Origin of the sequence: Alistipes dispar (assembly GCF_006542685.1) — a bacterium.
Taxonomy (GTDB): Bacteria; Bacteroidota; Bacteroidia; order Bacteroidales; family Rikenellaceae; genus Alistipes; species Alistipes dispar.
The window spans coordinates 1,181,976-1,200,302 of sequence record NZ_AP019736.1 but is presented as its reverse complement, the minus strand read 5'-3'; the positions used below and the strand labels follow the sequence as shown (position 1 = coordinate 1,200,302).

At 64.6% G+C, this 18,327-nt stretch carries 16 protein-coding genes; 7 read left to right on the top strand and 9 right to left on the bottom strand.

Translation table 11 applies throughout. The annotated features are described in order from the left end of the window. The first annotated feature begins 64 nt into the window (after nt 1-64). The 3 genes from FME97_RS05230 (at nt 65) to FME97_RS05220 (ending at nt 2,665) form a co-directional block, all read left to right on the top strand. On the top strand, nt 65-1,465 hold the full coding sequence (locus tag FME97_RS05230; RefSeq protein WP_141428203.1) for a Gfo/Idh/MocA family protein: 1,401 nt from the start codon (nt 65-67) through the stop codon (nt 1,463-1,465). A gap of 240 nt (nt 1,466-1,705) precedes the next feature. Continuing rightward, nucleotides 1,706-2,101, top strand: coding sequence for a hypothetical protein (locus tag FME97_RS05225; protein ID WP_141428202.1), 396 nt, complete (start codon nt 1,706-1,708; stop codon nt 2,099-2,101). Nucleotides 2,102-2,158: 57 nt separating this feature from the next. Then, nucleotides 2,159-2,665: a hypothetical protein gene (locus FME97_RS05220; protein ID WP_232522939.1), complete on the top strand. Its 507-nt coding sequence runs from the start codon at nt 2,159-2,161 to the stop codon at nt 2,663-2,665. A gap of 129 nt (nt 2,666-2,794) precedes the next feature. Here the strand turns inward: FME97_RS05220 and FME97_RS05215 are convergent, their stop codons facing one another. Further along, the gene (locus tag FME97_RS05215) at nt 2,795-3,439 is read right to left on the bottom strand and encodes a DedA family protein (protein ID WP_141428201.1); all 645 of its coding nucleotides are present in this window, start codon (nt 3,437-3,439) and stop codon (nt 2,795-2,797) included. Between the two features lie 633 nt (nt 3,440-4,072). Between FME97_RS05215 and FME97_RS05210 the strand changes: the two genes are divergently transcribed. From FME97_RS05210 to FME97_RS05200, 3 genes are all read left to right on the top strand, one after another. Continuing rightward, a complete protein-coding gene (locus tag FME97_RS05210) occupies nt 4,073-4,456 on the top strand; it encodes a hypothetical protein (protein ID WP_141428200.1) in 384 nt (127 codons plus the stop codon). Between the two features lie 223 nt (nt 4,457-4,679). Beyond that, the gene (locus FME97_RS12455) at nt 4,680-5,030 is read left to right on the top strand and encodes a hypothetical protein (RefSeq protein WP_179954827.1); all 351 of its coding nucleotides are present in this window, start codon (nt 4,680-4,682) and stop codon (nt 5,028-5,030) included. A 17-nt stretch (nt 5,031-5,047) separates the two neighbouring features. Then, entirely contained in the window at nt 5,048-6,265 is a 1,218-nt protein-coding gene (locus tag FME97_RS05200; RefSeq protein WP_141428199.1) for a sodium ion-translocating decarboxylase subunit beta, read from the top strand. Nucleotides 6,266-6,366: 101 nt separating this feature from the next. On the opposite strand, the gene FME97_RS05195 is transcribed toward FME97_RS05200, so the two are convergent. From FME97_RS05195 to FME97_RS05185, 3 genes are read right to left on the bottom strand one after another with little or no spacing between them, the layout of a single operon-like run. Beyond that, complete coding sequence (locus FME97_RS05195; RefSeq protein WP_141428198.1) at nt 6,367-7,710, bottom strand: TolC family protein; 1,344 nt, start codon at nt 7,708-7,710, stop codon at nt 6,367-6,369. After that, on the bottom strand, nt 7,707-10,832 hold the full coding sequence (locus tag FME97_RS05190) for an efflux RND transporter permease subunit (protein ID WP_141428197.1): 3,126 nt from the start codon (nt 10,830-10,832) through the stop codon (nt 7,707-7,709). Before FME97_RS05190 ends, FME97_RS05195 begins: the two co-directional genes overlap by 4 nt. Continuing rightward, the gene (locus FME97_RS05185; protein ID WP_141428196.1) at nt 10,829-11,896 is read right to left on the bottom strand and encodes an efflux RND transporter periplasmic adaptor subunit; all 1,068 of its coding nucleotides are present in this window, start codon (nt 11,894-11,896) and stop codon (nt 10,829-10,831) included. Before FME97_RS05185 ends, FME97_RS05190 begins: the two co-directional genes overlap by 4 nt. Before the next feature lie 164 nt (nt 11,897-12,060). Between FME97_RS05185 and FME97_RS05180 the strand changes: the two genes are divergently transcribed. Continuing rightward, entirely contained in the window at nt 12,061-12,945 is an 885-nt protein-coding gene (locus FME97_RS05180; protein WP_141428195.1) for an AraC family transcriptional regulator, read from the top strand. A gap of 24 nt (nt 12,946-12,969) precedes the next feature. Here the strand turns inward: FME97_RS05180 and FME97_RS05175 are convergent, their stop codons facing one another. From FME97_RS05175 to FME97_RS05155, 5 genes are read right to left on the bottom strand one after another with little or no spacing between them, the layout of a single operon-like run. Beyond that, a complete protein-coding gene (locus FME97_RS05175) occupies nt 12,970-14,409 on the bottom strand; it encodes a protein BatD (protein WP_141428194.1) in 1,440 nt (479 codons plus the stop codon). A gap of 1 nt (nt 14,410) precedes the next feature. Next, nucleotides 14,411-15,133, bottom strand: coding sequence for a hypothetical protein (locus FME97_RS05170; RefSeq protein ID WP_141428193.1), 723 nt, complete (start codon nt 15,131-15,133; stop codon nt 14,411-14,413). After that, nucleotides 15,130-16,212, bottom strand: coding sequence for a trypsin-like peptidase domain-containing protein (locus FME97_RS05165; protein WP_141428192.1), 1,083 nt, complete (start codon nt 16,210-16,212; stop codon nt 15,130-15,132). Before FME97_RS05165 ends, FME97_RS05170 begins: the two co-directional genes overlap by 4 nt. Before the next feature lie 24 nt (nt 16,213-16,236). Next, nucleotides 16,237-17,583 carry a phasin family protein gene (locus FME97_RS05160; protein WP_141428191.1) on the bottom strand — a complete coding sequence of 449 codons (1,347 nt, stop codon included), beginning with the start codon at nt 17,581-17,583 and terminating at the stop codon, nt 16,237-16,239. Between the two features lie 22 nt (nt 17,584-17,605). Continuing rightward, nucleotides 17,606-18,241, bottom strand: a complete 636-nt coding sequence (locus FME97_RS05155) for a hypothetical protein (protein WP_141428190.1) — start codon at nt 18,239-18,241, stop codon at nt 17,606-17,608. Nucleotides 18,242-18,327 lie beyond the last annotated feature (86 nt).

Sequence of the window (18,327 nt, the reverse complement as noted above, 5' to 3'; positions counted from 1 at the left end):
CAAACGGGCTTAGATTTCAAAAATATTTCCTATTTTTGTGTGAAACTAAAAAATCCCTGATGACATGAAGAAATTTTCCGTTTTGCTATGCGCCTTCGCCGGTCTGCTCTTCTCGGCCTGCGGCGGCGGAGAGGAGGGCTGGAAGCGGGTGGACGGCGTGATCGTGTTCGACACGCCCGAACGCGAACCGGGCCAGAAGTCGGTGCTCGGGCTGCGCACGGCGCCCATGGAGACGGTCCGCGTGGGCTTTATCGGGCTGGGTATGCGCGGTCCGGGGGCCGTGGAACGGTTCACGCACCTCGACGGCGTGGAGATCAAGGCGCTCTGCGACCTCTATCCCGAGCGGGTGGAGAGCGCGCAGGGGATTCTCTCGAAGCGCGGCTTCCCCGAGGCGGCGTCGTACAGCGGCGAGGAGGGCTGGAAACAGCTCTGCGAGCGCGACGACATCGACCTGGTGTATATCGCCACGCCGTGGCTCAAGCACGTGCCGATGGCCGTGTACGCCATGGAGCACGGCAAGCACGTGGCCGTCGAAGTGCCCGCCGCGCAGTCGCTCGAGGAGTGCTGGCAGTTGGTGAACACCGCCGAGAAGTACCAGCGCCACTGCATGATGCTCGAGAACTGCGTCTATGACTTTTTCGAGCTGACGACGCTCAACATGGCGCGCCACGGGCTTTTCGGCGAGATTCTGCATGTCGAGGGCTCCTACATCCACAACCTCGACGAGTTCTGGGACTACTACCAGGGCAACTGGCGTCTGGACTTCGACCAGAAGCACCGCGGCGACGTTTACGCCACGCACGGTCTGGGTCCCGCCTGCCAACTGCTCGGCATCCACCGCGGCGACAAGATGAACTACCTGGTGGCGATGGACACCAAGTCGGTGAACGGCCTGAAGGCCGCCCGGGAGAAGATGGGCGTCGATACCTTCGCCAACGGAGACCACACGCTGACGCTCATCAAGACCGAGAAGGGTCGCACGATCCACTTGCAGCACAACGTTTACACGCCGCGTCCGTACAGCCGCATGTACCAGCTTACGGGAACCGAGGGCTTCGCCAACAAATACCCCGTCGAGGGCTATGCGTTCCGTGCCGGACAACTGGCCGGGAGCGGTGTGCCCGACCACGAGAACCTGAGCGAGCACTCCTTCATTCCCGAAGAGGCGAAGGCCGCGCTGATGGAGCAGTACAAGGATCCGATCGTCAGGGACATCGAGGATAAGGCCCGCGAGGTCGGCGGCCACGGCGGCATGGACTTCATCATGGACTACCGGCTGATCTACTGCCTGCGCAACGGCCTGCCGCTGGATCAGGACGTGTACGACGCGGCCGAGTGGTCGTGCATCGGCGCGCTTACGGCCATGTCGCTCGACCACAACAGCGCTCCCGTCGCCGTTCCGGACTTCACGCGCGGAGACTGGAACAAGATCGACGGCTACCGCCACGCCCTGTCCGGGGAGTAGCTGCCGCCGGTCCGGCTTCCGATGCGCCGGAGACGTTCTCAGCAACGCCCGGGAACGAGGCTTCCGTCCCTGCCGCAACGGCTGCGGCAGGGACGTTTTTTCGTGCCTTCGCCGCGGCGCGGGCCGGTCGGATGCGCCGCTGGACGGGGAACGCCGTCTCCGCTGTCCGGATTTTCCCGGCGCGCAGTGCGTACCGACGCGAAAAAAAACGTATCTTTGCGGAACGGAAAACCGATTCGGATGCGAAAGTCGCTGTTGCTGTTCTTTGCCTTCGCGGCTTGCTGGCTCTTCTTTTCGGAGGGCGGAGCGGATGCGTCCGCGCTGCATGAAAGCCCCGTGGCCGAGTTCTCGGTCGATGCCGGGTGCGCGGACCAGTGGAGGCTGGAGCGCATCGGCAACTCGGATCTGAACCGGCTCCGCACCCTCCGCGAGACGGAGACCTGCCCGGTCGTCCGCCTCGTGCAGCGCGAAGGGCCGGCGTCGGCCGGCCGTGCGGCTCTCCTGCGGGAGGGCGTTCCGTGCGGCAAGTGTCCCGGCGTCCTCCGTTCCGCCTTCACTTTCCCGTTCCGCGACTCCTTCGCCGGACCGTCGGTCGCGGATTTCTACGTTTTCCGCCTGTGCCGGCTCATTATTTAGCGATTCGTGCCTTTCCCGTCTTTTCCCGAAACACGAAACGTCAAATAATGTCATAAAATGGATAAAACGAAAATCTGCGAGGCGATGTACGCCTTGCCCGGAGCGGTTGTGATACGCCGCCGCAAATCCTTTCTGATGCCTGTTCTGCTCGTCGCCGCAGGTATCGCTCTGCTGATTCTGAACCGCTCTTTCAGGGCCGACCTGTCGAACGACCTGCGTTCCGCGATCGTCTTCGTCGGGGCCTCGCTGCTGCTGGCGGGAGTGGCCGTGCTTTTCGCTCGCCTCTTCAGCGCCGGTAATCCCTATTATCCCGCGGGACGCTGTTACCTGCGCTACGAGGAGCTGTTTTTCGAGATTTACGAGAAGACCGCCGTGGCGCGGTGCGTCGAGGAGGGCGGTTTCCGGGAGCTCCTCGGGAAACCGCAGGCCCGCGTTCCGGCCGTGACGGTTTCCATGTACCGTTCGCCCGACGACCGGTTCGTGGCGATGCAGGCCTTCGAATACGCCGATCTGGAATACAAGCCATTGACGCAGGTGCGGATCGTGGACGGAACGTCCGTCTGATGGCCCGGAATCCGCTTCGGCGGCATCCCTGTGCGGAAAGCCGGAACGATCGGCTCTCCCCCGCGGGACGCTGCCGGAGCCGGTGGTCTGAAAATACCCCGCCGCAGTAATCTGCGGCGGGGTATTCCGTCAGGCGTTGCGGGTCCGGCGCCTGCTCCGGACCACCTCCGCGACGGCCGGCAACAGGGAGACGAAAACGATCGCGACGATCAGCAGCCTGAGGTTCTGCTGCACGAAAGGCAGGTCCCCGAAGAGATACCCGGCGTAGCAGAACAGCGCGATCCACGCCGCGCCTCCGAGCAGGTTGAAGGCCATGAAGCGCGTGTAGTGCATCCGTCCCATTCCGGCGACGAACGGCGCGAACGTGCGCACGATGGGGACGAAGCGGGCGAGGACGATGGTCTTGCCGCCGTATTTCCGGTAAAATGCGTGCGTCTTGTCCAGATGGCTCCGTTTGAAAATCCGGGAGTTTGGGTCGGCGAAGAGTTTTCGGCCGAAGAATCGGCCGATCGTGTAATTGCAGGAGTCGCCCGCGACGGCCGCGGCGAAGAGGATGGCGGCGAGCAGGTGTGCGTTCACCGATGTTCCGGGCTGCGCCGCGATGGCGCCCGCCACGAACAGCAGCGAGTCGCCGGGCAGGAACGGCGTGACGACCAGTCCGGTCTCGCAGAAGATGACGGCGAAGAGGATGGCGTAAGTCCACAAATGGTACTCCTGGACGATGCGGAGCAGGTATTGGTCGATATGTAGGATGAAATCCAGCAGAAAATCCATGTTTCGGGTATTGTTTGCGTGAATGAGTACGGAAGACCCGCCGGGCGCCGGCGGGACGGGGTGTGCCGCACCGGATTCCGGTCGGATTCCGGCGGCGGGAGGGTCCGGAGGCTAAATCCGGATACGCTCCAGGGTATAGATGTAATACCGCGGAGGTTTCGGGGCCGGCCCCGTTCCGTTTCCGCGTTTTCCGCGGAACTGTCCGGATGCGGCGTTCCGGGGGGCGATGCCGGGGCGTAGCGCCGGGAGAAGCGGATTCCGGAATCCGGGAAGGGTGCGTATCCGGGACGGAGGCGGGACGGTTTCGGCCGCGGCGGCCAGTCCGCACCGCGGTGCGCCGCACGTTTCGCGGACCGTTGCCGCCTCACGGTCCTCTTCCGCCGGGATGCGGAGCTCCGTGCGGACGGAAGGTCCTCCTGCCGCGGCCTTATTGCCGGACAGGACCGTTCCTCCCGCCAGCAGCAGGATGCCCAGCAGCGTATGGAGCAGGCGTTTTCTCATCGGTCCGTTCGCAATCCGTCGCAAAGATAGGGCTATTCGGGTGAAATCGGGCCGGACGACGGCCGAAATCCGTCTGCGGACTTGCTCTTTTCTCGGATTTGTCCTAATTTTGCCAGAAGAGATTTCCGGAAGATGAGAACGTCGCTGCGCATACTCTTTGTCGTGCTGGCCGCCTGCTCGGCGGCCCTGCTGAAGCAGGGCTCCGCCGGAACTGCGGCGGCAGATACCCGGCGTTCGTTCTCGCAGTACTGTTTCGACGCTTCCGGATTTCCGGGCGATTTGGCCGCGGAGGCGGTCCGGACCTCCGTTCCCGCGCCTTCGACGCGCGCGCTGCGCAAAAGTCCCGAGACGCGTCAGCGGACCGGCGGCGAAGCGCCGGAGGCTTTCGGGCTCCCGTCGTTCTGCATGGAGCCGGGCCGCCGCCCCTGTAGTGCGGCCGTACGCCTCTTCGCCGGGCGCGGCGCCGTCGTGTCCCATCGTTCCGATTACCTTCGTTTCGGCATCCTGCGGATTTAGCCTTTTTCCTTTCCGATCCGTTTTCCCGTGCGGGTTCCGGCATGACCGGACGCCGTAGGGGCTTTCCGACGTCTCCGCACGGGCCGCTCCGGCCTGCGTGCGGGGCGATTCCGGCCTTCCGCACGCGCTCCGGAGACGGCGTGCTCCGTCCCGTTTCCGGGCGGGGACCCGTCCGGCGGTGCGGCGGGCGGCCGGGCAACAACCATTCGAAAAAATCCGTAAGATGACACTGACTTATATTATCCGGGAGACGCTGCTGATGATGGGCTTCACGTTCGTCGTGGGGGTGGCGTTCGCCTATGTGCTGAAACTGATGACGCTGTTCTTCTCCTACCTGAATGGCGAGGACCTGCCCTCGCTGGTCCGGCGGAGCCGGATCTGGGGACGGGCCTACCGTATGGAGGTCGCACACTCCTACCGCTACATCCGTTCCTTCGTGGGCGACGAGCGTTCTGTGCGCGAAATGCCGATGGACCCTGCGACGGAGGAAGAGTCGATTCACGGCATGAACGGCCTGACGGAGTATCATTTCGGCAACCCCGAAACTCCTGAACGGGGATATGCAAACCGTTAAATCACGCTTTTTCAGTCATGGAAAAATTCGATCTGAACAACATATTCCAGGGCATCTCGACCCTGTTGCAGTCCGATCCGGCGATCATGTACGCGCGCATCGGACTGATCCTGCTCGGCATCCTGCTGGTCTATCTGGGCCGCAGGGGCGTTCTCGAACCGCTGGTGATGATTCCCATGGGGCTGGGCATGGCCGCCGTGAACGCCGGCGTGCTGATCTTTCCCGGCGGCACGCCGGGAAACCTCTTTCTCGATCCGATGGTCACGGACACCGACGCGCTGATGAACATCCTGCAGATCGACTTCTTGCAGCCGGTCTATACCTTCACCTTCAGCAACGGCCTGATAGCCTGTCTGATCTTTATGGGCATCGGAACGATGCTCGACATCAATTTCCTGCTGGCCAAACCGTTGCAGAGCATGTTCCTCGCGCTGTGCGCCGAGCTGGGGACCTTCGCCGTCGTGCCGATCGCCTACGCCATGGGGCTGAGCCCCAGCGACAGCGCCTCGATCGCCATGGTGGGCGGAGCGGACGGGCCGATGGTGCTCTTCGCGTCGCTCAACCTCTCGAAGGAGATTTTCGTGCCGATCACCGTCGTCGCCTACCTCTATCTGGGCCTTACCTACGGAGGCTATCCCTATCTGGTGCGGGCGATGGTTCCCAAGCGCCTGCGGGCCATCCGGATGAAGCCGCCCAAAAAAGCGCCTAAGCAGTACGGTCCCGCGACGAAGATTTCGTTCGCCGTCGTGATGTGCGTCATCCTGTGCCTGCTCTTTCCGGTGGCCGCACCGCTCTTCTTCTCGCTTTTCATCGGCATCGTCATCAAGGAGTCGGGGCTCAGGCACGTGAACGACTTCATCAGCGGGCCGATGCTCTACGGTTCGACCTTCTTCCTGGGAATTCTGCTGGGTATTCTCTGCGACGCCCACACGCTGCTCGATCCCGCGGTGCTCAAACTGCTCGTGCTGGGCATCCTCGCCCTGCTGATTTCGGGCATCGGCGGCATCTTGGGCGGCTATGCCGTGTATTTCTTCAAGCGGGGCAACTTCAACCCCGTCATCGGCATCGCGGCCGTGAGCTGCGTCCCGACGACGGCCAAGGTGGCGCAGAAGATCGTCTCGCACGACAATCCGTCTTCGTTCGTGCTGGCCGACGCGCTTGGAGCCAACGTCACGGGGGTCATCACCTCGGCCGTCATCGCCGCGATCTACGTGACCGTGATTCCGATGCTGTAAACGCTGCGGGCGGCTTCCGCCCCGCTTTCCCGTTCTGCGGATCCGCCCCTGCCGCACCGATTTGCGGCAGGGGCGGACCGTATTTTTTTTCGGGGCGGGATTCAGTCGAGAAGGCCCGCGGCCTTGCGGTACTCCAGCCAGCGGAGGTAGGAGCCGATCCGCGCTTCGACCTGCGTGCGGCTCGCCTGCTGCCACACGGCCTGTGCCTCGAGATAGTCCGAAAGCGTCTCCAGGCCGGCCTCGTACTGGCGGCGGCTCATGCGGAGGTTCTCCTCGGCGGCCTCCATCGAGGTGTCGGCCAAGCGCCGTTCGAGCAGCGCCTCGTCGAGGTTGTTGGCCGCCTGCGTCATTTCGAGCGCCAGCAGCTCGCCGCCGCTCTCCAGCTCGGCCTGCGCCTGCTCGTATTTGGCCCGGGCCGAGCGGAACCTGTTCGAGCGGGTTCCGAAATGGAAGATCGGCACGGAAAGCCGTATGCCGGCGGAGAATCCCCAACTGCCCAGCAGGTTCTGCCCGTTCACCTCGAGTCCGTGCAGGTAGCCGTAGTTGCCTGCCAGCCCGATCTGCGGGAGCCGTTCGCTGCGGGCCAGCCGCATCTGTTCGCGGGCCAGGTCGCTCTTCCCGGCGAGCATCCGGTATTCGGGGCGCGCCGTCATGTCGCCGGTCCCGGGTGCCGCGGCCGCCGGAGGCTCGGGCAGGTCGCCCGCCACGTCGAGAGGCGTGCCGAGCGGACAGCCGATGTAATGGCAGAGGTTCATCGTCGCCAGCCTCAGGGCGTTTTCGGCCCGGCGGAGGTCCAGTTCGCTCTCGTTGAACTTCACGCGCACCTTCAGCACGTCGTTTTGTGGCTGGATGCCGTGTCTGCGGGCACTCTCCACCGAGCGCAGCAGTTCGGCGAGCAGTCTGCGGTAGCTTTCCGCCACCCGGCGGATCTCCCGTGCGCGCACCACGCCGGCGTAGGCCCGCGACGTCTCGACGATCACTTCGGCTTCCGTCAGGCGGCGGTTTTCGGCGGCCAGCGAACTGCCGATCCGTGCCATGCGGTAGCCCGTGCGGACCTTGCCGCCCATGTAGAGCGGCTGTTCGAGGGTGACGCCCCCGCCGTAGATCCATCCCAGGCTGTAATCGAGGCCGAGTCCCGGGAAATAGGCCGTGCTACCCGTGGGTACGCCGTTTTTGTCCAATACGGGCAGCGAGCCGCCCGCGATGTCGAGCCGTCCGTCCGAGGTGGAGTAAAGCCCGACGCCCGCGGCCGAGAGCGAGGGAAAGAAGTTTCCCTTCATGCTCCGCAGGTCGAACTGCGCCGCCTGCGCCTGCCGTTCGGCCGCCGCGAGAGCCTTGTTGTTCTCCTGCGCCAGACGCAGGCAGGCGTCGAGGGTGAGCGGTTCGGTCTGGGCGTATGCGCCGCCGCAGAGCAGTGCCGCGAGGATGATGGGTAGTCGTTTCATCGGTCGATCCGGATTTTGAAGAACATGGCGTAGAGCACGGGTACGAAGAAGAGCGTGGCGAAGGTCGAGAAGAGCAGTCCGCCCATGATCGTCGCGGCCATCGAGCCGAACATGGCGTCGCCCAGCAGGGGGATCATGCCCAGAATGGTCGTCAGCGAGGCCATCATTACGGGGCGCAGGCGGCTTTCGGAGCTGCTGACGAGTGCCTTCGCGGGATCGGTCCCGGCGGCGATCTGTTCGCCGATCTCGTCCATCAGCACGATGCAGTTCTTCATCATCATGCCCACGAGCCCCAATGCGCCGACGATGGCGCAGAAGGTGAAGGTCTTGCCCGTGAGGAGCATGGCCCCCACGATGCCGATGGCCAGCAGCGGAATGCCGCAGAGAATGATGAGCGGCTTGCGGTAGTCGCCGAAGAGCAGGATCAGCACCGTAATCATCAGTACGATGCCCAGCGGCACGTTCCGGAACAGGTAACGCATCGTTTCGTCGCTGGCTCCCTTCTCGCCCTGCCACGCGAGGGCGTAACCCGTCGGCAGGGGGATGCGGTCGATCTTTTCGGCGACGGCGCGGCGTGCGGCTTCGGTCTCGGTTCCCGGGACGGGCGAGCACATCACCTTCTGGGCGCGCTGGCCGTTGTAACGCGGCACGACGGGGTCCTCCCAGGCCACCTCCACGCCGCGGCTCACCTGCCGGAGCGGTACGGTGCCGAGTACCGATTCGACCAGTTCGCTGCGGTCGATCGTCCCCGTTTTCAGCCTGACGAGGGTCTGCTCGTCGAGCAGTCCGTCGAGCGAGGGGAGCATCGGGAAGACGGGGACGTTCTCCAGATTGTCCACCGGAGCGCCCCCGGCATCGGTGCATTTGAGGTAGATCGTATTCTTGTGCGTTCCGTCGTAGAAAGCCCCGACGGGAATGCCGCCCGCCGCCGAAAGGATCGAGGTGGCCACCTCCTGGCGGCTCAGCCCCGCGCGCCGTGCCGCCGACTGGTCGTAGTCGATTTCGAGCACGGGCAGCGCCGGTTCCCAGTCCGAGGTGACGAGGCACACTTCGGGCGAGGTCTCCATGACCCGGCGGGCGCTGTCGGCCAGCGCGTGCAGCACGGCCGGGTCGGGCCCCGTGAAGAGCGCCTCGATCGGGTATTTCTTGTACATGATGTTGTAGCGTTTGAGCTTCACGTAGGCGTCCGGATAGCGGTCCGTCAGGATGCGCTGTATCTCGTCCATGTTCTCCTCCAGCGCCTTCGGAGAGGCGAAGTCGATAATCAGCTCGCCGTACGACAGCGACGGCGTGGCGATGCTCCGCACGAGGTTGTAACGGGCCGGCGTGCCGCCGATCGAGGCGGTCACCGCGCCGATCTCGGGGCGGGTTTTTAGCCACGTCTCGATTTCGTGCAGGTCTTCGGCCACGCGGGTCGAGTTCGTTCCTTCGGGGAGTTTGTACTCCATGTAGAGCTGGTCGTAAACCATGTCGGGGAAGAAGCCCTGCCGCATGAAGCCGTAGCCCCAGGCGCTCAGGGCGACCAGCCCGAGCGCGAGCAGGATCGACGAAATGCGGTGGCGCAGGCCGAATCCGAGGGCGGAGCGCAGCCAGCCGTAGATCCGGCCGTCGTAGAGGCGTTCGCCCCGTGCGGCGCCGGCGGGCTGCTTCAGCCAGCGGTCGGCCATCAGCGGCACGTGCACGAGTGCCAGTATCCAGCTCAGCAGCAGCGAGACGGCCAGCACGATGAACAGGTCGCGGACATAGACGCCCGCCGTGTCGGGCGAGAGAAAGATCGGCAGGAAAGAGAGGATGGCGATGAGCGTCGCGCCCAGCAGCGGCATGGCCGTCTTGCGGCCGATCGCGGTCATCGCCTCGCGGCGCGGCCGTCCCAGCTTGAGGTCCACCAGAATGCCGTCCACGATGACGATGGCGTTGTCCACGAGCATTCCCATGGCGAGGATGAAGGCCGCCAGCGAGACGCGCTGCATCGTGCCGTCGAAGAGCCCCAGAATGAGGAACGAACCGACGACGATCATCACCAGGCTGATGCCGATGATCATGCCGCTGCGGAAACCCATCGTGAGCATGAGGATCGCCACGACGATGAGCACCGATTCGACGAGGTTCACCAGAAAGGTCGTCAGCGCGTCGGTCACCTGTTCGGGCTGGAAGAAGACCTTGTGGCACTCGATGCCGGCCGGGAACCGTTCGGCTTCCAGTTCGGCCAGCCGCCGCTCGACCTCGGCGCCGACCTTGACGATATCCGTTCCCGAAGCGGCCGCGACGGCGATGCCCAACGCCCGTTGTCCCTCGTAGGTCATGGCGTTGCGCACGGGTGTCGCATAGCCGTGCTCCACGGCGGCGATGTCGCCCAGCCGCAGTTGGTCGTCTTCGTGCCCCTGGATGACCATGCGTTCGATCTGCTCCACGGTCCGGAACTTGTCGGCGACGGTCACCCGGATCCGGTCGGGACCGTTGTTGTAATAGCCCGTATAATAGGTATCGTTCTGTCCGTTGAGCGTCGCCAGCACCTCGGCCGGCGAGACGCCGAGCGTGGCCATCTTCTCCGGGAGCATCGAAATGTCGATGCACTCCTCCCGTTCGCCGTAAACCGTGACGCGGGCCACGCCCTCCAGATCGCCGATCTCGCGGCGGATGAGTTCGGCGTAGTCCGAGAGCCGGCGTTCGGTCAGTCCGTCGCCCGTCAGGGCGTAGAGCATGCCGTAGACCAGTCCGAAGTCGTCCTGCACCTGCACCGAAGCGCCCTGCGGCAGTTGCGTCCGCGTGTCGCCGACCTTGCGGCGCAGCATGTCCCACGACTGCTCTACGTCGGCGTCGGGAACCGTGCTTTTCAGCTCCACCTCGATCAGCGCCAGATCGTTGTACGACCAACTGGATACGTTGTCCACCTCGCCGATCGCGCGGATGCTCTTTTCGAGCGGGTCGGTCACCTCCATCTCGACCTCGTGCGCCGAGGCGCCGGGGTAGGTCGCCACGACCATCGCCATCTTGACCTTGATCTCGGGGTCCTCGAGTTTGGGCATGTCGTAGGCCGCGAGCGCACCGCCGGCCAGCAGCACGGCGAGCAGGAAGTAAACGAGCTTCTTGTTTGCGAAAGCCCACTTTCCGAAGTCGATCATAGCAGTCCTCCCACGTTGGTTTCCGATTCGGCGGGCAGCGGAGCGGTTTTCTGCCCCTCATGCAGCCGGTGTACGCCCGAGGAGACGATCCGCTCCCCGGCGTCGAGTCCCGACGAGAGGACCGCCCGCCCGTCGGTGTGCAGGCTCTCGACGGCGACCGCGCGGCGATGCACGGTGCTGTCGGCTGCGAAGACCCAGACGCAGGAGGCGTCCCCCTCGCGGAAGAGTGCCGTGGCCGGGACGCTCGTCCGTCCGGTGTCCGCAGGACGGTACGAGACGCTGACCATCGTGTTCATGCCCGGGGCGGGCATCGGGTCCGTTCCGGCGGGAATCCCCAGCCGGACGGTGTAGAGCTGGTTGGCGTTGGCCTTGGGGGCGACGCTCAGCAGCCGCAGCGGAATCCGCCGTCCGGGCCAGAAGTCGAACGCCGCCTCGAATGCGGCGAATTCGCCGCGGCGGACGTATTCCGAGCCGGGGATGTTGATCTCGATTTCGGGTGCGGAACCCGAGAGCAGCGTGACGACGGGCATTCCCGCGGCGACGACCGTCGGCGGATCGAACAGCCGGCGCTGCACGATACCGTCGAACGGGGCATATATCTTCGTGTCGGCGAGCTGGTTGCGGCAGCTTTCGTATTTGGCTTCGATCTGCCGCAGCCCGTAGCGCGCCTTGTCGTAGGCGTCGGGCGTGGCGACGCTGTCGGCGTAGAGGGCGATGACACGCTCGGCCTCGGCGCGGATGCTTTCGTATTCGGCCTCGACGGCTTCGAGCCGGAGCCGGTAGTCCCTCTCGTCGAGTTCGGCGATCAGCTCTCCCTGCCGGACGGACGTGCCCTGTCCGGCGTGGACGCGCAGCAGCGTGCCGGGGATCTGGAAAGCCAGGTTTACCTCCTCGGCGGCCTTCACGCGTCCGGGGAACTCCAGCGTACGGCCGGAGCCGTACGTTTCGGCCGTATCGACCTGTACGGCCGGCGGCCGGTTGTCGCCGTCCCTGTGCGGGGCGCATCCTTGCAGGAGGAGCGCGGGCAGCGCGGCGGCGCAGATAAGTCCGATTCTCGTTTTCATAAGTTCCGGTATTGTTCGGTTACAAATGTACGGGGTTGCGGCAACCCCGGAAAGTATGATAGTGAGCGGGAGTTGTCCTATTTGTTCGATTCTTGTCAAAATGTTTGTTCCGAAGCATCGGAAGAAGCCGGATTCTTCGTTATTTTGTGCAAAATGTCGAATCTATGATCAATCCGTCGGATATTCCGGGCATCGGCCTTTTCGATATGGACAAAGCCTCGATCGAAACCTTCGGGCCGGTGGTGCACCTCGACCGGAACGGCTTTCTTTACTGTACGCGGGGGAGAATCGACCTGGCCCTGAACGAACGCGTCTATGAGATTCGGACGGGGGACATCTACATCTATCCGCCCTTTTCGCACACTTATATCCACGAAATAAGCGACGACCTGCAATGCGTCGTCGGAGTGGCCGATTTCGATTTCGTGCTTCCGGTCATCAGTCAGGTCTCCAATGCGCGGAACCAGGTCTTCATCCTCGAAAACCCCTGCATCTCGCTCGACGGGAGGCAGCGGGTCCGGATCGGGGAGCTGATCGCCGCCGTCCGCAACCGGGAGGCCGAGGCCGGCGAATATACCGCTGCGGCGCACGGCGATACGGTCTATCGGCAGTTGCTCTCGGCGCTGGGGCAGGCGGTCTGCTACGAAATCATGCAGGCCTATTTCTCGAGCAGGCCGATCCGCCCGCTGCCGCAGGAGCGCAAGGACCGGATTTTCCAGCAATTCCTCATCTCGCTCCACCGGAACTTCCGGGTGCACCGCGAAGTGGCCTTCTACGCCGGGCAGCAGTGTCTGACGCCGCGCTACTTCTCGACGGTCGTGCGCGAGAAGACGGGCCGTTCCGCCCTGCGATGGATTACGGCCACGGTCGTCGCCGAGGCGAAAAAGATGCTTTCCGATCCCGCTCTGAGCGTCAAGGAGATCGCCGATGCGCTCGGATTCCCGAACCAGTCCTTTTTCGGGCGCTATTTCAGGCAGTACACGGGCATTTCCCCGACGGAGTTCCGCTCGGGCGGACCGAAACGGGGATCGGAGGCGGCCTCCGCGTAGCTTCCGGGGCGGCCGGCCGCCGGGTCATGCCTTCCGGGCGCGTTCGACGGCCTCCCGGATCAGGCGGATGTTGCGGCGGTTGCGGCCGAAGGAGGAGATCGCCGTGCGCTCGTCCGGATCGCTGATGCTGTTGATCTGCACCTCCCCTTTGCCGAAGACGACGTAGAGCCGTTCGCCCCACGAAGGGATCGGGAATCCGGGGTGCGTGCGTCCGACGAAGCAATCCGTGCCGTAATGGAGCGGTTCCCACCCGTGAAGCCGGCACAGCTCCTCCAGCAGGGGGCCGAAATCCCCGGCCTTCAGCGGTGTGCGGACCGGCGTGCAGCGGAGCTTGCGGTACTGGCGGCGGGCCGTGATGACGGCCAGCGCGAGCGGCAGCGCGGCGCACCGTTTCCACGGGAAGGCGGCGAAGGTCGCGCGGGAGAATCCGTCGGTGAATCCGGCGATGGCGAGAATGACCGCCGGCAGCAGGACGAGGACCAGCGGCAGTCCGTAATGGGTCGAAGCCTGCCATGCGGTCAGCGGCAGGCGGCCGGTGCGGAGGACGAAATCCGCCAGCGGTTCGTCGCATTCGTGCCGGACGAATTGCCTGACGGCCAGCCATTCGGCCGCCATGAGCGTCAGCAGTCCTCCGAAAAGGAGAAAAAACGGGTGCTCCGGGTCGGAGGCGCGGCCTGTTGCGGGGCGGGCGTCCCGGGATTCGGGGCTGTCGGGGTCGGGAGCGTCGGCTCCGGTCCGGCCGATCCGGACCTCCCGGCTCAGGGCGTATTCGCGTCCGCCGAAGCGGAGACCTGCGGTCCGGATCGTGTATCGCCCCTCCCGTTCGGCCCGGACGCGGAAGGTGTATTCGTAGCGGGGGGCGTCCGTTCCGGTCTGCACTCCGGATCCGCTCCGCCGGAAGGTCAGTCCGTCGGCGGCGATTCCGGGATCGCCGTTGTCGGGCCGGGCCGTGCAGACGAGCGCGACGGTAAATTCGCTTCCCGCCTGCGGATGTTCGGGACGCAGCTCGAAGCGGCAGCGGATGTCCCGCAAGTCCTGCCGGGGCGGTCCGACACGGACGCGCACCGCCGGGGTCGCGTACTTCCGGCCGCCGATCCGTGTCGTGGCGGAAGGCACTTCGGCAACTCCTTCCCGCGTGAACCGGATGCGGAGAGAGAGGCCCTGCGTCGTGTATTTGCGCCGGCGGCCGTCGATGAGCTCCAGGCGGGTCCCGCGGTAGTGCGTCGCCTCCCCGACGGTTTCGATCGGCTCCCGGAAACAGGGCGGCCGGATCGAATCGCAGGGTGCGGTGCATTCGTAGCGCAGCGTGTACTCCACTCCGGCACGAAGGCCGCCGAGGGTGTCCAGCTCCGCACGGAAGCGGGGATCGGACGCTTCCTTCGATGCCGTCGCCGCACTTGCCTCCGCATTTCCGTACGGCGGCGGGCAGAGCAGCAGCGTCATGCTCAGAAACAGCCCTTTCATGTCAATAGGAACGGGGCGAATGCTCCAGCAGCTCCTGCTGCTGCAACCCTTCGGCGTCCTTCCACTCCTGCGGTCCGGTGCGCCAGGCGAACGGCAGCAAAAGTTCCTGGTAGTCGAACCGGCAGCCTCGTCCGGCGAGCGACGGGACGATGCCGACGAAGGGATGCTCTTCGAGCCGCGGGTCGAAGGCCAGCTTGCAGGAGTAGTAGAGGTGGCGGACCTGCCGCCGCCGGGTCTCGAACTCCGCCGCCGGTCCCTGTCCGTCGGTGGGGGATTCCTGCGGAGCGCCCCTGCCGCCGCAGAGGGAGATCCGGTTCAGCTCGGTGCCGACCGCATCCGGGTCGCGCAGATCGGTGTGCAGAAGGAAGGACGCCTCGAAACACTCACCGCGGCGGATGGCTCCGTGCGGGACGGCGATGCGCACGACGATCCACAGCGAATCGCCCGCGTGCGCCGCCTGTTCGATGCGGAATCCCACGCGCGGGCGGTGCAGGGGCCTGAGCCGCCGCTGCACGGCGGCATCGTCGTCCGTCGGCCAGTTTTCCGAGGAGTAGCGCTCCGCCCTCTCCGGCGTCCGTTCCCGCCGGGCGTCGGGATTCCGTTCCGCGGGCGGAGCCTTCCGCACGTCGCTCCGGACGCATTCCGCCTGCGTCGCCCGTCGCGGGGCCGCGCGGAACGGCCCCGGCAGCAGGAGGACGAACAGCAGCGCGGCTAGCCGTTTCATCGGGCGTCCGCTTTGGAGTATTCCGAAAATTCGCAGCCGAAACGTTCGACCATCATGTTGTCCATCTCGTCGGCCTTCAGCGCGAGGTTCACGATGTTGCGCCGGATCTCCTCCTCCGAGGCGTCGGTGATGTCCGACAGGTGGATGCGGTAGGCGATGTAGATCTGCCGCCCTTCGATGCCGAGTTTGTAGGGACCGAAATCCTCCGAGAGCATGTAGTCGAGCACCGGTTCCACCTCCTTCTTGGGCAACAGGTTGATCGGCGAGGTGGAGAAGAGGTAGGCGCCGTCGTAAACGAAGATGCGGATTTCCGAACTGCCCTTGTGGAAGAGCCACGAGTCGTAGCCGTCTCGCGCCAGTACGGGGTCGATGCCCATTTCGCGGATGGCGCTCTCGACGAAGCCGCACAGGGGCGACTCCTCGCGCTCGTCGAAGGCCCCTTCGGGCAGTTTGTCGCCGCACGAGGGGCAGAACTCCTCCTCCTCGGCGATCAGCTCGTCGCAACTGCCGCACTGCACCTGGAACTGCGTGCGGTCCACCTCGCCGAGCGAGTCGAGCAGCTTGCGCAGCGTCTCCACGCGGATACCGAAGCCCATGTTGTCGGCCTGCGTGAACTTGCTGACCGTCACGCCGACCACCTCGTTGCGGTCGTTGAGCATCGGGCCGCCCGAATTGCCGGGGTTCACCGCGGCGTCGGTCTGGAGGTAGTACTGTCCCTCCATGAGCTGCCTGGGGGCGGAGACGGAGCCTTCGGTGATGGTGAAGGGCATTCCGTAGGGGTATCCCGCGACGTAGATCTTGCGGCCTACGGAGACCGTTTCGTCGTCGGCCAGCGGGATTTCGGGCAGTGCCGTGAAGTCCCCCTCGGCGGCCAGCAGCGCGATGTCCAGCAGCGGATTGACCACGACCACGTGCGCCAGGTAGGGGTTGCGGTCGTTGTCGTGGATCGCCACGGTGCGGTAACCCTCGACGACGTGGTAGTTGGTGACGAACAGGTCGCGCGACTTGAGGTAGAAGCAACTGCCCGACCCGCCCGAGTGGGTCACCTTGAAGATCGACTGAAAGATATTGTTTTCCATGGTATGTGCCTGTTTTTTGACGGTTTATTGCTGATCCTTGAGCGCCTGCTCCATCATCTTCTGCTGGAACTCCATCGCCAGCCGCATGTATTCGGCCATGTCGCCGCGCGCCATGGCGGCCTGCATGTCGGCCTGCATCCGGGCCACCTGCGACTGCATCTCCGCCGCCGTCTGCTGCATCCGGGCGATCTGCTCCGCGGCGGCCTCCGCCGTCCCGCCGTCGAGGCCGGCGGCTCCGGAGAAGAAATCCGGCCCGTCCTCTTCCAGATCGTCGTCCATGAGCTTTTCGAGCGCCGCGTAGAGAATCTCCGACGCCTCCTCCATCGGTTTCCCGGCCGACTGTTTCAGCGCCCGGGCCACGACGGTGTTGATGTCGTCCTGCACGTCGTTGTAGAAGTACATTTCGTAGAACTTGTAGAGGATGCGCACCACGCTGCGTTCGTAATTCTCCGCCTCGATCGCCTCGGTGGCCTCCTGGTAGAGGTCCTTCATGTTCTCCTGCACGTTGGCCAGCGACGAACGGCGCTTGGTCGAGACGAGCGTATCGACGAAGTAGAGGTCGGCGGCGAGCTGTTCCCCGGGCGTCGCGAGCAGCTTCTCGAGGAAGGCCCGTCCTTTGGCGACGAGCTCCGCCACGGGCAGCTCCCGGTCCATGTCGTCCACCGCCTTGTCCAGGTCGTTCGACAGTTGTCCCTGCGGCTGCGCGAAGTAGCTGATCTTGTAGAAAGCCGTGTCGATCACGTTCCACGAGTATCCGTACTTGCGTTCGGCGTCGTACTCCTTCACCGCGTCGAGCGTCTCGCGGCAGGTGGCGCGGATGGCCTCGACGATCCGGGCGCACTCCTCGGCGGAGTAGGGCGTGACGCGCGGCTCGTAGCAGCGTTCGGCGCCGAACTTCGTGCAGAACTCGTCGTCGTAGCGGTCGCCGACGTGGCAGATGTTGCGCAGCACGAAGTAGATTTTGTGGGGATGGCTCTGCGCGAGCGGGCAGACGTACTCCATGCGCAGGCGGTCGCCCTCCTTGCGGAAGCGCGGCAGCAGCAGGCGGTTGAGTGTCAGGTCGGCGACCTGGCGCAGCATGGCCACGCGGCCCTTTTCGGGGAGACGGAGGAAATCGGCATGGACCTCCAGCCGTCCGTCGCGGACGAGGATATTGACCAGGATCGAGCCGTGGGGGATGTGGAACTCCGTGCCGTCGGCATTGCCGTACTTGGCCCGGAATCCGGGATTGAGGTGGTCGAGCAGCAGGTGGAACGCTTCGAGGTGTTTGCCTTCGTTGTAGCGTTCGAGGCTCTGCTCCCAGGCCTCCATGCTGACCTTGCTCTGCGTGGAGCCGATCGCGGGAGCGACGTATGCGTGTGTGGTTTTCATGGGTTCGGAACGTTATGTGGGTTTATTTCGCTTCGATAGAGAGCTGTCCGTCCTCTCCGACGGTGACCTGCGCTTCGTAATAGATATAGGAGGTCTTGCCGGCGCTCGATTCGGTCTCCTTGCCGTCCTCGGTGAAGCGGACGACGAACGAGGCGGTCCGTCCGCCGAACTCTTTGCCCCTGTTGAGATAATCGTTGTCCGAGGGAACGGCCTCCTCTATCGTGTAGTTGCCGACCGACTTGAAGGTGTGCCCCTCGGGCAGCATCGTCTTGGCCCGGGCGATCTGAGCGGCGATCTCTTCCGGGTCGATCGTTCCGGGGTCGATGCCCGCGGTGGTTTCGTATTTCGGAGCGTCGAACGATACGTCGTCCAGATCGGTGGGTTCCAGCCCGTTGAGGTAGTAGGTCTGGCTGAAGGCCCGGTCGTCCCGGTTCACCATCTTCACCGAGACGAGGAACAGGTCGTCCGACAGAGCCTCCCGTTCGAAGAAGTCGATCGAGTAGATCTTGAACTTGTCGGTGTCCACGTTGGTTTTCACCAGCTCGACGGCACGGGCGTAGCTCGCGGCCTCGTCGGTGGAATAGCCCGAGATCATCGAGCAGGAAACGGTCGCGGCGGCGAGCAGCGGCGCGACGGCGCAGATAAGCGGTTTTCGCATATTTCGTTATGGTTTTGAGATGATACGGAAAAGATTGCCGGGATGCCGCGGACGCGGGACTGTCTTCCGGAACGGAAGGCGGTCCG

Excerpts from the sequence above, each read along its gene's own strand:
- FME97_RS05230 (WP_141428203.1), top strand. The coding sequence starts at position 65 with ATGAAGAAATTTTCCGTTTTGCTATGCGCCTTCGCCGGTCTGCTCTTC.
- FME97_RS05225 (WP_141428202.1), top strand. The coding sequence starts at position 1,706 with ATGCGAAAGTCGCTGTTGCTGTTCTTTGCCTTCGCGGCTTGCTGGCTC.
- FME97_RS05220 (WP_232522939.1), top strand. The coding sequence starts at position 2,159 with ATGGATAAAACGAAAATCTGCGAGGCGATGTACGCCTTGCCCGGAGCG.
- FME97_RS05215 (WP_141428201.1), bottom strand. The coding sequence starts at position 3,439 with ATGGATTTTCTGCTGGATTTCATCCTACATATCGACCAATACCTGCTC.
- FME97_RS05210 (WP_141428200.1), top strand. The coding sequence starts at position 4,073 with ATGAGAACGTCGCTGCGCATACTCTTTGTCGTGCTGGCCGCCTGCTCG.
- FME97_RS12455 (WP_179954827.1), top strand. The coding sequence starts at position 4,680 with ATGACACTGACTTATATTATCCGGGAGACGCTGCTGATGATGGGCTTC.
- FME97_RS05200 (WP_141428199.1), top strand. The coding sequence starts at position 5,048 with ATGGAAAAATTCGATCTGAACAACATATTCCAGGGCATCTCGACCCTG.
- FME97_RS05195 (WP_141428198.1), bottom strand. The coding sequence starts at position 7,710 with ATGAAACGACTACCCATCATCCTCGCGGCACTGCTCTGCGGCGGCGCA.
- FME97_RS05190 (WP_141428197.1), bottom strand. The coding sequence starts at position 10,832 with ATGATCGACTTCGGAAAGTGGGCTTTCGCAAACAAGAAGCTCGTTTAC.
- FME97_RS05185 (WP_141428196.1), bottom strand. The coding sequence starts at position 11,896 with ATGAAAACGAGAATCGGACTTATCTGCGCCGCCGCGCTGCCCGCGCTC.
- FME97_RS05180 (WP_141428195.1), top strand. The coding sequence starts at position 12,061 with ATGATCAATCCGTCGGATATTCCGGGCATCGGCCTTTTCGATATGGAC.
- FME97_RS05175 (WP_141428194.1), bottom strand. The coding sequence starts at position 14,409 with ATGAAAGGGCTGTTTCTGAGCATGACGCTGCTGCTCTGCCCGCCGCCG.
- FME97_RS05170 (WP_141428193.1), bottom strand. The coding sequence starts at position 15,133 with ATGAAACGGCTAGCCGCGCTGCTGTTCGTCCTCCTGCTGCCGGGGCCG.
- FME97_RS05165 (WP_141428192.1), bottom strand. The coding sequence starts at position 16,212 with ATGGAAAACAATATCTTTCAGTCGATCTTCAAGGTGACCCACTCGGGC.
- FME97_RS05160 (WP_141428191.1), bottom strand. The coding sequence starts at position 17,583 with ATGAAAACCACACACGCATACGTCGCTCCCGCGATCGGCTCCACGCAG.
- FME97_RS05155 (WP_141428190.1), bottom strand. The coding sequence starts at position 18,241 with ATGCGAAAACCGCTTATCTGCGCCGTCGCGCCGCTGCTCGCCGCCGCG.